The organism is Streptomyces sp. NPDC007346, from assembly GCF_040703535.1.
GTDB lineage: Bacteria > Actinomycetota > Actinomycetes > Streptomycetales > Streptomycetaceae > Streptomyces.
The window spans coordinates 1-12,643 of sequence record NZ_JBEYKR010000055.1; the positions used below are offsets into that span (position 1 = coordinate 1).

Annotated in this window: 13 protein-coding genes; 2 read left to right on the forward strand and 11 right to left on the reverse strand. The window is 70.7% G+C overall.

Going from position 1 to position 12,643, the window contains the following annotated elements:
• Positions 1-155: 155 nt before the first annotated feature.
• The 4 genes from AB0917_RS16730 to leuA form a co-directional block, all read right to left on the reverse strand.
• Complete coding sequence (locus AB0917_RS16730; protein WP_366820279.1) at positions 156-983, reverse strand: isoprenyl transferase; 828 nt, start codon at positions 981-983, stop codon at positions 156-158.
• Positions 984-1,082: 99 nt separating this feature from the next.
• Positions 1,083-1,829: a DNA repair protein RecO gene (gene recO, locus AB0917_RS16735; RefSeq protein ID WP_015608421.1), complete on the reverse strand. Its 747-nt coding sequence runs from the start codon at positions 1,827-1,829 to the stop codon at positions 1,083-1,085.
• A 47-nt stretch (positions 1,830-1,876) separates the two neighbouring features.
• Positions 1,877-2,581: a TerB family tellurite resistance protein gene (locus AB0917_RS16740; RefSeq protein WP_366820280.1), complete on the reverse strand. Its 705-nt coding sequence runs from the start codon at positions 2,579-2,581 to the stop codon at positions 1,877-1,879.
• A gap of 215 nt (positions 2,582-2,796) precedes the next feature.
• Complete coding sequence (leuA, locus tag AB0917_RS16745) at positions 2,797-4,590, reverse strand: 2-isopropylmalate synthase (protein WP_366820281.1); 1,794 nt, start codon at positions 4,588-4,590, stop codon at positions 2,797-2,799.
• A 292-nt stretch (positions 4,591-4,882) separates the two neighbouring features.
• Here leuA and AB0917_RS16750 point away from each other — a divergent pair, with 292 nt between their 5' ends.
• Positions 4,883-5,962 carry a M4 family metallopeptidase gene (locus AB0917_RS16750; protein ID WP_366820282.1) on the forward strand — a complete coding sequence of 360 codons (1,080 nt, stop codon included), beginning with the start codon at positions 4,883-4,885 and terminating at the stop codon, positions 5,960-5,962.
• A gap of 75 nt (positions 5,963-6,037) precedes the next feature.
• Positions 6,038-6,304: a protealysin inhibitor emfourin gene (locus AB0917_RS16755; protein ID WP_366820283.1), complete on the forward strand. Its 267-nt coding sequence runs from the start codon at positions 6,038-6,040 to the stop codon at positions 6,302-6,304.
• Between the two features lie 64 nt (positions 6,305-6,368).
• Here the strand turns inward: AB0917_RS16755 and era are convergent, their stop codons facing one another.
• The 7 genes from era to AB0917_RS16790 all read right to left on the reverse strand — a co-directional run bounded on the left by era (position 6,369) and on the right by AB0917_RS16790 (position 12,498).
• The gene (gene era / locus AB0917_RS16760) at positions 6,369-7,334 is read right to left on the reverse strand and encodes a GTPase Era (RefSeq protein WP_366820284.1); all 966 of its coding nucleotides are present in this window, start codon (positions 7,332-7,334) and stop codon (positions 6,369-6,371) included.
• 83 nt (positions 7,335-7,417) lie between these two features.
• Positions 7,418-7,771: a cytidine deaminase gene (locus AB0917_RS16765; protein WP_366820285.1), complete on the reverse strand. Its 354-nt coding sequence runs from the start codon at positions 7,769-7,771 to the stop codon at positions 7,418-7,420.
• Between the two features lie 168 nt (positions 7,772-7,939).
• Complete coding sequence (locus tag AB0917_RS16770; protein WP_366820286.1) at positions 7,940-8,296, reverse strand: MmcQ/YjbR family DNA-binding protein; 357 nt, start codon at positions 8,294-8,296, stop codon at positions 7,940-7,942.
• Positions 8,293-9,594: a hemolysin family protein gene (locus AB0917_RS16775; protein ID WP_366820287.1), complete on the reverse strand. Its 1,302-nt coding sequence runs from the start codon at positions 9,592-9,594 to the stop codon at positions 8,293-8,295. Before AB0917_RS16775 ends, AB0917_RS16770 begins: the two co-directional genes overlap by 4 nt.
• Positions 9,591-10,088, reverse strand: a complete 498-nt coding sequence (gene ybeY / locus AB0917_RS16780) for an rRNA maturation RNase YbeY (RefSeq protein ID WP_366820288.1) — start codon at positions 10,086-10,088, stop codon at positions 9,591-9,593. The genes AB0917_RS16775 and ybeY overlap by 4 nt, the downstream gene beginning before the upstream one ends.
• Positions 10,089-10,100: 12 nt before the next feature.
• The gene (locus AB0917_RS16785; protein WP_366820289.1) at positions 10,101-11,165 is read right to left on the reverse strand and encodes a PhoH family protein; all 1,065 of its coding nucleotides are present in this window, start codon (positions 11,163-11,165) and stop codon (positions 10,101-10,103) included.
• Between the two features lie 142 nt (positions 11,166-11,307).
• On the reverse strand, positions 11,308-12,498 hold the full coding sequence (locus tag AB0917_RS16790; RefSeq protein ID WP_366820290.1) for a PfkB family carbohydrate kinase: 1,191 nt from the start codon (positions 12,496-12,498) through the stop codon (positions 11,308-11,310).
• Positions 12,499-12,643 lie beyond the last annotated feature (145 nt).

The window sequence follows — 12,643 nt, forward strand, 5'->3', positions numbered from 1 at the left end:
CGCGGGTCAAGCCCGCTCCCACAGGGATCACTGCCTTCCTTGCAGGCGCGGGCTTGTTCCGCGATGGGACCCTCAGCCCTCCAGCCGGGACGTCTGCACGTCCCGGACCCGCCCCTTCCGCGTGACTCCTCACGCCACTTCCCGCACTCCTCACATCACTTCTCGGCGGCCTCCGCCGCCTCCACGGCCTCCGCCCCGCCGAAGCGGCGGTCGCGCTGGGCGTACTCCAGGCAGGCCCGCCACAGGTCCCGGCGGTCGAAATCCGGCCACAGAACGTCCTGGAACACCATCTCGGCGTACGCGCTCTGCCAGATCAGGTAGTTCGAGGTGCGCTGCTCGCCGCTGGGGCGCACGAAGAGGTCCACGTCCGGCATGTCCGGGTAGTAGATGTACTTCTGGAACGTCTTCTCGTTGACCTTCGACGGATCGAGCCTCCCGGCCGCCACGTCCTGGGCGATGCGCTGCGCGGCGTCCGCGATCTCGGCGCGGCCGCCGTAGTTGACGCAGAAGTACAGCGTCATCCTGTCGTTGTCCTTGGTCTGCTCCTGGGCGACCTGGAGCTCCTGGACGACGGACTTCCACAGCTTGGGCATGCGGCCCACCCAGCGGATACGGATGCCGAGCTCGTCCATCTCGTCGCGGCGGCGGCGGATCACGTCGCGGTTGAAGTTCATCAGGAACTTCACCTCGTCCGGCGAGCGCTTCCAGTTCTCCGTGGAGAAGGCGTAGAGCGAGAGGTTCTTGACGCCCATCTCGATGCACCCCTTGAGAACGTCCATGACGACGCCCTCACCGACCTTGTGGCCCTCGGTGCGGGGCAGACCCCGCTCCTTGGCCCAGCGGCCGTTACCGTCCATCACGACGGCGACATGCTGGGGCACCAGCTCGCCGGGGATCTTCGGAGGCGTCGCGCCCGAGGGGTGCGGCTCGGGGGTCTTGTACGTGCGCCGGTTACGGCCGCCGAGGATCCCGCGTACTGCCATGAGGTTCTCAGTCTCCCTGTGTCACTTCTTCACGCAACGCGTCGCTCTCTCAGGGCCCGCGTCACTTCTTCACGCAACGCGCCGCTCTCAGGGCCCGCGTCACTTCTCCACGTACCGCAGCGAGCGCAGACCGCGCTCCAGATGCCAGTGCAGATAGGCGGACACCAGCCCGCTCCCCTCCCTGACATGACGCGCCTCGCACGCGTCCGCCGTCGCCCAGTCGCCGCTGAGCAGCGCGCTCAGCAGCCCCAGGGCCTGTGCCGAGGGTACGACGCTGCCGGGGACCCGGCAGTCACCGCATATGACGCCCCCCGCCGCGACGGAGAAGAACCGGTTCGGCCCCGGCATACCGCACTTGGCGCAGTCCTCGAAGCTGGGCGCGTACCCGTTCACCGCGAGCGAGCGCAGCAGGAACGCGTCCAGGATCAGGTGGGGCGCGTGCTCGCCCCGGGCGAGGGTGCGCAGGCCGCCGACGAGCAGCAGGTACTGCTGGACGGCCGGCTCGCCCTCGTGGTCGGTGAACCGCTCGGCGGTCTCCAGCATCGCGGTGCCGGCCGTGTAGCGGGCGTAGTCGGCGACGATCCCGCCGCCGTACGGGGCGATGGTCTCGCTCTGGGTGCAGAGCGGCAGGCCGCGGCCGATCAGCTCGCTGCCCCGGGCGAAGAACTGCACGTCGACATGGGAGAAGGGCTCCAGGCGGGCGCCGAACTTGGACTTGGTGCGGCGCACCCCCCGGGCGACAGCGCGGACCCGGCCGTGGCCGCGGGTCAGGATCGTGATGATCCGGTCGGCCTCGCCCAGTTTCTGCGTACGCAGCACGACGCCGTCGTCCCGGAACAAGCTCATGGGGCCATTGTCGCGCACACCCGGACGGCCGTAGGCCCCCAGGAGGCCTAGGAAGGCGTGCGCGCCGCCGCGGCGAGCAGGCGGGCCGTGTCGTCGGCCGGGAGCTTCAGGGCGCCGCCCACCGTCGTCAGCACCTCGCGCTCGGCCGGGCTGTAGGGCCCGTCGGCGAGCGCGATCCGGGCGCCCTGGAGCAGGACCGACTCGCGGCCCGCGGTGGCCAGGTGCGGGGCGAGCGGGGCCAGGACCTCGTGCAGCTCGATGGCGAGGGCGGGGCCGCACGCCTCGGCCGCCGGGTCCGAGCGGCCGCCGTACCCGGTGTCGGCGGCCAGCACCTCCACCACGGTGTACAGCTGCTCCTGGGTGCAGTCGTCGAGCCCCGCGTCGCGTACGACCTCGACCGCGGCGTCCAGCACCGTACGGGAGGTGGTCCCGCCGGCCGCGAGGACGGCCAGGGTGACGGTGTGGACGGCCTCCCGGAGCATCGAGGAGAACCGGGTGGTGGTGGGGTGGTCCAGGGCGTCGGGGGCGAAGCGGGCGCGGCAGGCGCCGCACTCCACGACGGGCCCGGCCTCGCCCCGGCGGGCCAGCGGGATGCCGAGGACGGTGAGGCGGCGGCGGCCGGTGAGGCGGCGGTAGTTGCGGTCGCCCCCGCAGCCGGAGCAGAAGAAGGCGCCGTCGCCGACGGCGTCCCACACCGTGCGGATGCCGCAGAAGACCGGCCTCAGAGCGCGTTGTCCTTTGGCTGACCGCACGTCGCACACCTCCGTAACGCTCCGGCAACATTGCCGTGTGTTGGACGTGATGTTAGCCACATGCGCGAGGTGGCGTCAGTATCCCGGAGGTCACAACCCTCGGATATGGCCGAACCCCGACCGCCCGGAGCGGGTGGTCGGGGTTCGGGGACTGCTGCCTTACGGGGTCAAAGCGGACGTCTGTTCGACGACGGGCCGGAGGGCGCCCGGCCCGCTCAGCGGGAGGCGCGGTTGACGGCGGAGACGACCGCCTTGAGCGAGGCGCGGGTGGTGTTGGCGTCGATGCCGATGCCCCACAGGACCTTGCCGTCGATCGCGCACTCGATGTACGAGGCGGCCTGGGCGCTGGCCCCCTCGCTCATCGTGTGCTCGGTGTAGTCCAGCAGCCGGGCGTCGATGCCGATGGCCTGCAGCGCTTCGAAGAACGCGGAGATCGGGCCGTTGCCCGTTCCGGTCAGCACGGTGTCCGTGCCGTCCACGGTGGCCTCGACGGTCAGGGTGTCCCTGCCGTCGGTGTCGGTGGTGGTCTGGCCGGAACGCAGCTGGATGCGTCCCCAGGCGTTCTCCGGGTTGGGCAGGTACTCGTCCTGGAAGGTGGACCAGATCTGGGTCGGGGTGACCTCGCCGCCCTCGGCGTCGGTCTTGGCCTGAATGATCCGGGAGAACTCGATCTGCATCCGGCGCGGCAGGTCCAGCTTGTGGTCGTTCTTCAGGACGTACGCGATGCCGCCCTTTCCGGACTGCGAGTTGACCCGGATGACCGCCTCGTAGGAGCGGCCGACGTCCTTCGGGTCGATCGGCAGGTAGGGCACGGCCCACTCGATGTCGTCGACCGTCTTCCCCTGGGCCGCCGCCTCCCGCTCCATCGCGTCGAAGCCCTTCTTGATGGCGTCCTGGTGGGAGCCGGAGAAGGCGGTGTAGACCAGGTCGCCCGCGTACGGGTGGCGCGGGTGGATCTCCATCTGGTTGCAGTACTCGCTGGTGCGGCGGATCTCGTCGATCTGCGAGAAGTCGATCTGCGGGTCCACGCCCTGCGAGAACAGGTTCATGCCCAGGGTGACCAGGTCGACGTTGCCGGTGCGCTCGCCCTGGCCGAACAGGCAGCCCTCGATGCGGTCGGCGCCGGCCATGATGGCCAGCTCGGCGGCGGCCACGGCGGTGCCCCGGTCGTTGTGCGGGTGGACCGACAGGCACACGTGCTCGCGGCGGGTCAGGTTGCGCGACATCCACTCGAAGCGGTCCGCGTGGGTGGAGGGCGTCGAACGCTCCACGGTGGCGGGCAGGTTGAGGATGATCTCGCGGCCCTCCTCGGGCTGCCAGACGTCACAGACCGCCTCGCAGACCTCCAGGGCGAAGTCCAGCTCGGTGTCGGTGAAGATCTCCGGGCTGTACTGGTAGCCGAAGACCGTCTCGGGGCCCAGGATCTTCTCGGCGTACTCCATGACCAGCCGGGTGCCGTCCACCGCGATCTGCTTGACCTGCTCGCGCGAGCCCCGGAAGACCACGCGGCGGAAGGTGGGGGCGGTGGCGTTGTACAGGTGGACGGTGGCCCGGCGCGCGCCGACCAGCGACTCCACGGTCCGCTCGATCAGCTCCTCGCGGGCCTGCGTCAGGACGGAGATCGTCACGTCCTCGGGGATCGCGCCCTCTTCGATGATGGAGCGGACGAAGGCGAAGTCGGTCTCGCCGGAGGACGGGAAGCCGACCTCGATCTCCTTGTAGCCCATGCGTACGAGCAGGTCGAACATCTCGCGCTTGCGGGCCGGGGACATCGGGTCGATCAGCGCCTGGTTGCCGTCGCGCAGATCGGTGGACAGCCAGCGGGGGGCGGCGGTGATCCGGTTGTCCGGCCAGGTGCGGTCCGCGATGTCCACGGCCTCGTAACCGCGGTACTTGTGGACCGGCATCCCGGACGGCTTCTGGAGCTGCGTCGCGTTGGTGACGGGCGTGGGGCGGCCGACGGAATTCTCGGCGGGGTTCACAGCACCGGCGGGGTTCACGGTGGTCATGGCGTAGGGCTCCTCGGGGTCCGACATGGGGTCGGCCGACGGTGTCGCTGCAGCACCAGACTCCGCGGGGAGGGGGTCGGCCTACGACTACAGGCCCTCGCCGCGGCAGCTAAGGAGAAGCAGCCCGAAACGCATGATGCGACGAGCCTAGCCGAGGGTGACCCGGGGTGTCGGTCCGTATCAGTATGCGGGACCGGGCATCGATGAGGGGTAAACGGTGACCCATCACTCCATTTCGTCAATCATCGTCGCAACCAGTGACAGAGTGATGACGGAGTGCCACAGTCGTTCCATGCACCCTCGAACCAACACCGACAGGCTCCATCCCGTCTTCTGCACCATCGTGCCGCCCCACGTCCTCGACAAGCTGTCGCACTCCGGCGACGCCCGGCTGGCCGATCCGGCCCGCCGCACCCTGGAGGCCGACGGCCTCCGCCGTAACCGCCGTCGACTGACGGCCCTCGCCGCCGCGCCCGTCACCCCCACGGCGGGCGCGGTCCCCACCAAGCCCCACCGCACCCTGTACGACTGTGAGAACGGGACCTCCCTGCCGGGCACCAAGGTCCGCGACGAGGGCGACAAGCCCACCGCTGACGCCAGCGTCAACCGCGCGTACGCCGGACTCGGCGCCACCTTCGAACTGCTGCTCTCCGCCTACGGGCGCAGTTCGATCGACGGCAAGGGGCTGCCGCTCAGCGGCTCCGTCCACTACGGCAACGAGTACAACAACGCGTTCTTCGACGGCGAGCAGATGGTCTTCGGGGACGGTGACGGGGAGATCTTCCTCGACTTCACCGTCGCCATCGACGTCATCGCCCACGAACTGGCCCACGGCCTGACCCAGTACACCGCCAACCTGCGCTACGAGGGCCAGTCGGGCGCGCTCAACGAGTCCGTCTCCGACGTCTTCGGCGCCCTGGTCAAGCAGCACTCACTGGGCCAGAGCGCGGAGCAGGCCGACTGGCTGATCGGCGCGGGGCTGCTGGCGCCCCGGGTCAGCGGGGACGCCCTGCGCTCGATGAAGGCCCCCGGCACGGCGTACGACGACGATGTGCTCGGCAAGGACCCGCAGCCCGCGTCGATGGAGGAGTACGTCGAGACGGAGGAGGACAACGGCGGGGTCCACATCAACTCCGGCATCCCCAACCGCGCCTTCTACCTGCTGGCCACCGCCCTGGGCGGCAACGCCTGGGAGCGGGCCGGGCAGATCTGGTTCGACGTGCTGACCGGCGGCGAGCTGACGGCCACCGCGGACTTCGCGGAGTTCGCCCGGCTGACGGTCGCGGCGGCGGGCGACCGCTTCGGGGAGCGCGGTGAGAAGGAGGCGGTCCTGAAGGCCTGGTCCGAGGTGGGCGTCCCGACCGCGGAGTGAGGCGGGTTCGGCCGGCCGCGGAAACCGAGTGGGGCGGGCTTGAGCCTGCGACCGGCCCCGGCTAGACAGGACCCCATGCGTATTCAGGTCACCCGGACCGGCGGCTTCGCCGGCATCTCCCGCCACCACGAGCTCGACACCGAGGGGCGGGAGGACGCGGCGGAGTGGGAGTCGCTCGCCGAGGAGGTCCTCGCCTCCACCCCGGACGCGTCGCCGTCCGGGGTGCCGGACGGATTCCGTTACCGGATCACGGTCGGGGACCGCACCGTGTACTGCGCTGACCCCGATCTGACCGGGGCCCAGCGCACGCTGGTCTCACGCATCCTCAAGGAGGGCGCGTGAGACCGGCTCCCGCTCCAGAAGGCCCCCAAGGCCTGTCGTCGAACTGCCGTCCGCCGACAGGCCCCTAGAAGCCCAGCTTGCGCAGCTGCTTCGGGTCGCGCTGCCAGTCCTTGGCGACCTTCACGTGCAGATCGAGGAAGACGGGGGTGCCGAGCAGCGCCTCGATGTGCTTGCGCGACTTGGTGCCGACTTCCTTCAGCCGCTTGCCCTTCGGGCCGATGATGATGCCCTTCTGGCTGGGGCGCTCGATGTAGACGTTGGCGTGGATGTCCAGCAGCGGCTTGTCCGCCGGACGGTCCGTGCGCGGCAGCATCTCCTCGACCACGACGGCGATGGAGTGCGGCAGCTCGTCGCGTACGCCCTCCAGCGCGGCCTCGCGGATCAGCTCCGCGACCATCACCATCTCCGGCTCGTCGGTGAGGTCGCCCTCCGGGTAGAGCGGCGGGCTCTCGGGGAGCAGCGGGGCGATCAGGTCGGCCAGCAGGCTCACCTGCTGGTCCTTGACCGCCGACACCGGCACGATCTCGGCCCACTCGAAGCCCAGCTCGTCGGCGAGGGCGGAGACGGCGAGCAGCTGCTCGGCCAGCGCCTTGGACTCGACCAGGTCGGTCTTGGTGATGATGGCGATCTTGGGGGTCTTCTTGATCCCCGCGAGCTCCTTGACGATGTACTTGTCGCCCGGACCGAGCTTCTGGTCGGCGGGCAGGCAGAAGCCGATGACGTCGACCTCGGCCCAGGTGGTGCGCACCACGTCGTTCAGCCGCTCGCCGAGGAGCGTGCGCGGCTTGTGGAGGCCGGGGGTGTCGACCAGGATCAGCTGCGCGTCGTCGCGGTGCACGATGCCGCGCACGGTGTGCCGGGTGGTCTGGGGGCGGTTGGAGGTGATCGCCACCTTCTGGCCGACCAGAGCGTTCGTGAGGGTGGACTTGCCCGCGTTGGGGCGGCCCACGAAGCAGGCGAAGCCGGCCCGGTGGGGGGAGGTGGTCTCCGCTTGCGGGGCAGCGGATTCTTGGTTCGGGCGAGCGCTCATGGCGACCATTCTCCCCGATCGCGGCGGCGCTCCCGTACAGCGGTCCGCCAGGACGCGCCGGAACCGCCTCCGGACCCGGCCCGTCAGCCCGCCGTGACCCGCAGCCGCAGGGTGCCGTCGGGGCCCGCGAGCAGCACCGGCGTCTCCGGTCCGCCCAGGTCCCGTACGGCGGCGCGGTCCTCGTCGGCGGGGGTCTCGGCGGCGGAGACGACGGCGGCGGCCTCCAGCGAGGTGGCGCCACTGGCCACCGCCATGGCGACGGCGGTCCGCAGGGCGCTCAGCTTCAGCGACTCCAGCGCCACGGTGCCCGCCACATACGTACGTCCCGTCTCGTCCCGTACGGCGGCGCCCTCGGCCACACCGTTGCGGGCGCGGGCGCTGCGCGCCAGGGTGACGATCTTGCGGTCCTCGGCGTCGAGGTCGGTGGTGTCGGTCATGGCACGAGCATACGAAGCGGCCGGCCGTGAGGGTCCACTCACCCCGGCACCGGGCACATCGGGCCGCGCCGCCCCCCGGGTGGGCGGGGTGGCAGGGGGCGGAAACCGGCCACGCCCGGACCGTACGCCGGTGTTCGACGGCCCCGGCCGAGATCCGCCGGGCGCACGCTAGGGGCGGTCCAGCCGGAGCCGCTCCGCCTTCGGGAGGCCGGCGACCACCAGGTCGTAGGAGTCCTCGATCAGCTCGCGCAGCAGCCTGTCCGGGACGCCGGAGACGGTGACCGTGTTCCAGTGGCGCTTACTCATGTGCCAGCCGGGCACGACGGCCCCCGGGTGCTCCTCGCGGAGCCGGACCGCCTCGTCCGGGTCGCACTTGAGGTTCACCGTCAGGGGCCGCGCGTCCAGCGCGGTGAGGGCGAACATCTTGCCGAGCACCTTGAAGACCGAGGTCTCCGGGCCGAACGGGAACTCCTCCACGCTCGCGTTGAACTCCAGGCAGAAGGCCCGCAGCCGCTCAGGCGTCATACCGTCTCCGTCTCCGTCTCCGCTTCCTTCTCCTGGGGCTCCACCAGCACCGTGACGATCTTGTTCCGGCGGCCGGCCGGGGACTCCGCGGTGAGCCGCAGCCTGCGGCTGTCCGGCAGCTCGACGACGGCCGACGCACCGGCGATCGGCACCCGGCCGAGCGCCTTGGCGAGCAGCCCGCCGACGGTCTCCACATCCTCGTCGTCGTACTCGTCGAGCCCGAAGAGGTCGCCGAGGTCCCCGATGTCGAGCCGCGCGGTCACCCGGTAGCAGCCGTTCTCCAGCTTCTGGACGGGCGGCAGCTCGCGGTCGTACTCGTCGGTGATCTCGCCGACGATCTCCTCCAGGATGTCCTCGATCGTGACGATGCCCGCCGTGCCGCCGTACTCGTCGATGACGACGGCGACGTGGCTGCGGTCCCGCTGCATCTCGCGCAGCAGGTCCCCGGCGTTCTTGGTGTCGGGGACGAAGGCGGCGGGGCGCATCGCGGTGGAGACCGGGTCGGCCTCGGACTCGCGGTTGATGTGGGTCTTGCGGACCAGGTCCTTGAGGTAGACGATCCCCACGATGTCGTCCTCGTTCTCCCCGGTGACCGGGATCCGGGAGAAGCCGGAGCGCAGGGCGAGGGTGAGGGCCTGGCGGATCGTCTTGTAGCGCTCGATGGAGACCAGGTCGGTGCGGGGCACCATCACCTCGCGGACCAGGGTGTCGCCCAGCTCGAAGACCGAGTGCACCATGCGGCGCTCGTCGTCCTCGATCAGCGACTCCGCCTCCGCGAGGTCGACCATGGCGCGCAGCTCGGCCTCGCTGGCGAACGGGCCCTTGCGGAACCCCTTGCCGGGGGTGAACGCGTTGCCGATGAGGATCAGCAGCTGCGGGATCGGGCCCATGATCCGGGCCAGCGGCAGCAGCACGTACGCCGAGGCCGTCGCCGTGTTCAGCGGGTGCTGGCGGCCGATGGTGCGCGGGGAGACCCCGACGGCGACATAGCTGACCAGGACCATCACGCCCATCGCGAAGGCGAGCGCCTCCCAGGTCTCCGGGAACTTCTGCAGGCAGACGTAGGTGACGAGCACCCCGGCCGACACCTCGCAGGCGACCCGCACCAGCAGCGCCACGTTGAGATAGCGCACCGGGTCGGCGGCCACCTGGGCCAGCTTCGCGCTGCCGCGCCGGCCGGCCCGGACCGCCTCGTCCGCCCGGAAACTCGACGTACGGGCGAGCCCCGCCTCGGCGCAGGCGGCCAGCCAGCCGATGACGACCAGCAGGACGGCTCCGGTGATCAGAGGAGCGATCACGAGACGGTGGGGGCGGGGGACGCGCCGGTGAGCCCGCGCTCACCGCGCCAGCCGTCCACGATGGCGGCCTGGAGGCCGAACATCTCGGCCTTCTCGTCGGGCTCCTCGTGGTCGTACCCCAGAAGATGCAGCACCCCGTGGACGGTCAGGAGCTGGAGCTCCTCGTCCATGGAGTGCTGCGTCGGTGACTCTTCGCCCTGCTTCTTGGCGACCTCCGGGCAGAGCACGATGTCTCCGAGGAGCCCTTGCGGAGGCTCCTCGGAGTCCTTGGCCGGCGGACGGAGCTCGTCCATCGGGAAGGACATGACATCGGTCGGACCGGGGAGGTCCATCCACTGGATGTGCAGCTGCTCCATGGCGTCGGTGTCCACCACGATCACCGAGAGCTCGGACAGCGGGTGGATCCGCATCCGGGCCAGTGCGTAGCGGGCGATGTCGAGGATCGCCTGCTCGTCGACCTCGGTTCCGGACTCGTTGTTGACATCGATCGACATGGTGTCCTGCGACTACTTCCCTTTACGGCGGTCGCGTCGGCCGTCTTCCCGGCCGTCCGACTGACCGTCTCGTTGACCGTTGCGGCTGTCGTACTTCTCGTACGCGTCGACGATACGGCCGACGAGCTTGTGCCGGACGACATCCTGGGAGGTGAGGCGCGAGAAGTGCACGTCGTCCAGGCCCTCCAGGATCTCCTGGACCTGGCGCAGCCCGCTCTTGGTGCCGCTCGGCAGGTCGACCTGGGTGATGTCACCGGTGATGACGATCTTGGAGTCGAAGCCGAGGCGGGTGAGGAACATCTTCATCTGCTCGGCGCTGGTGTTCTGCGCCTCGTCGAGGATGATGAACGCGTCGTTCAGGGTGCGCCCCCGCATGTAGGCGAGCGGCGCGACCTCGATCGTGCCCGCCGCCATCAGCCGCGGGATCGAGTCGGGGTCGAGCATGTCGTGCAGGGCGTCGTAGAGCGGGCGCAGATACGGGTCGATCTTGTCGAAGAGCGTGCCCGGCAGGAAGCCGAGCCGCTCCCCCGCCTCGACGGCGGGGCGGGTCAGGATGATGCGGCTGACCTGCTTGGACTGGAGCGCCTGCACCGCCTTGGCCATGGCGAGGTAGGTCTTGCCGGTGCCCGCCGGGCCGATCCCGAAGACGATCGTGTGCTCGTCGATCGCGTCGACGTACCGCTTCTGGTTGAGCGTCTTGGGGCGGATGGTGCGGCCGCGGTTGGAGAGGATGTTCTGGGTGAGCACCTCGGCGGGTGTCTCGCCCTGGGGGTCTCCCTCGCCGGTGCCGGCCGCCCTGAGCATGGCGATCGACCGTTCCACTGCGTCCTCCGTCATCGGCGCTCCGGTGCGGAGCACGAGCATCATCTCGTCGAACAGGCGCTGGATGAGGGCGACGTCGGCCGCCTCGCCCGTGGCACTGATCTCGTTGCCCCGGACATGGATGTCGGCCGCCGGGAAGGCCTCTTCGATCACGCGCAACAGCGAGTCGCCCGATCCGAGGAGCATCACCATGGGGTGTGCGGCCGGGATCCGGATCTGGGCACGCGCCTGCGGCTGTGTGGGTGACTGCGTCATGGGCCGGCCCTCGGGCCTGCGCATACCTCCCGTTGCAGGGTTCTCGCTGCTCGACAACCTCTGGATCACCAAGCCTACGACTTGGCGGTGACAACGCGGAGTCCTTTTACCGGCCGTGTGTACGAGGAGGCCGGCGCCCCGTTCACTGCCGGAAGCCGATCGTGGGGACCGCGCGCCGCAGCGGCCAGGCGCGGGCCGTGGTGGGGAGCAGTTCCTCCAGGAAGGCGTACCGCTCCAGGGCGGCGGGGTCCTGGCTCTCGCAGGTGCGGATCCGCTGCCACCAGGCGGCGATCTCGGCCCAGCCGGGCGCGGAGAGGGAGCCGCCGAACTCCTGGACCGAGAGGGCGGCGGTGAGCCCGGCGAAGGCGAGCCGGTCGGCGAGCGGCCAGTCCGCGAGGGTGCCGGTGACGAATCCGGCGACGAAGACGTCCCCGGCGCCGGTCGGGTCGAGCGCCTCCACCTCGATGGCGGGTACCTGGGCGGCGGCGCCGGTGCGCCCGTCGACGGCGTACGCGCCCTCGGCGCCCAGGGTGACCACGGCGAGCGGGACGCGCTCCGCCAGCACGTGGGCGGCGGCGCGCGGACAGTCGGTACGGGTGTAGCGCATCGCCTCCTCGGCGTTGGGCAGGAACGCCTCGCAGTGGGCCAGGTCGGGCAGCGCGTCCAGGTCCCAGCGGCCGGTCTCGTCCCAGCCGACGTCGGCGAAGATCAGCGCGCCGTGCCGGGCGGCCGTGGCGACCCAGGGTTCGCTGCGGCCCGGGACGAGCGAGGCGATGGCGGCGCGGGCGCGCGGCGGGCACTGGGGGAGGGCAGGGCCGGGCGCGGTGGTGGCGGTGGTGGTGGTTCCCGAGGGTGCGGTGGTTCCCGAGGGTGTGGTGATCCCCTCGGTCGTGGTGGTGCCCGCCGGGGCCGTGCCGGCGGGCGGTGCCGGGGCTTCGTGGCCGTGGGAGACCATCGTGCGCTCGCCCTCGTACGCCATGGAGACGGTGACCGGGGAGTGCCAGCCGGGGACGGTGTGCGACATCGACAGGTCGATGCCCTCGCCCTGTTCGAGGGCGTCCCAGCAGTATTCGCCGTAGTGGTCGTCGCCGAACGCGGCGGCGAGGGAGGTGTGCAGGCCGAGCCGGGCGAGCGCGGTGGCCATGTTGGCGACGCCGCCGGGGCTGGAGCCCATCCCGCGGGCCCAGGACTCGGTGCCGCGCACGGGGGCGCTGTCGAGGCCGGTGAAGATGATGTCGAGGAAGACCGTGCCCGTCAGGAAGACGTCGCAGGCGGGATCCTGCGGGGCGCGCAGCGCCAGCAGCGGGTCGATACCCGGAGTGTCAGTGCTCACCGTGCGCTCCCCAGCCGTGCGGCAGATCTGGACAGTGTGAGATCCGGCCAGTCTGCCCGATACCGGGCGCGGGGGAGGAGACTCCCCGCCGATGCGGAGGCTCACCCACGTACGTAGCTGACCTGCACAAACATGAGCTGCTACC

What these genes read in the sequence shown, in the direction of transcription:
- AB0917_RS16730 (WP_366820279.1), bottom strand. Translation starts at nt 983, where the DNA reads ATGGCAGTACGCGGGATCCTCGGCGGCCGTAACCGGCGCACGTACAAG.
- recO (WP_015608421.1), bottom strand. Translation starts at nt 1,829, where the DNA reads ATGAGCTTGTTCCGGGACGACGGCGTCGTGCTGCGTACGCAGAAACTG.
- leuA (WP_366820281.1), bottom strand. Translation starts at nt 4,590, where the DNA reads ATGACCACCGTGAACCCCGCCGGTGCTGTGAACCCCGCCGAGAATTCC.
- AB0917_RS16750 (WP_366820282.1), top strand. Translation starts at nt 4,883, where the DNA reads ATGCACCCTCGAACCAACACCGACAGGCTCCATCCCGTCTTCTGCACC.
- AB0917_RS16755 (WP_366820283.1), top strand. Translation starts at nt 6,038, where the DNA reads ATGCGTATTCAGGTCACCCGGACCGGCGGCTTCGCCGGCATCTCCCGC.
- era (WP_366820284.1), bottom strand. Translation starts at nt 7,334, where the DNA reads ATGAGCGCTCGCCCGAACCAAGAATCCGCTGCCCCGCAAGCGGAGACC.
- AB0917_RS16765 (WP_366820285.1), bottom strand. Translation starts at nt 7,771, where the DNA reads ATGACCGACACCACCGACCTCGACGCCGAGGACCGCAAGATCGTCACC.
- AB0917_RS16770 (WP_366820286.1), bottom strand. Translation starts at nt 8,296, where the DNA reads ATGACGCCTGAGCGGCTGCGGGCCTTCTGCCTGGAGTTCAACGCGAGC.
- ybeY (WP_366820288.1), bottom strand. Translation starts at nt 10,088, where the DNA reads ATGTCGATCGATGTCAACAACGAGTCCGGAACCGAGGTCGACGAGCAG.
- AB0917_RS16785 (WP_366820289.1), bottom strand. Translation starts at nt 11,165, where the DNA reads ATGACGCAGTCACCCACACAGCCGCAGGCGCGTGCCCAGATCCGGATC.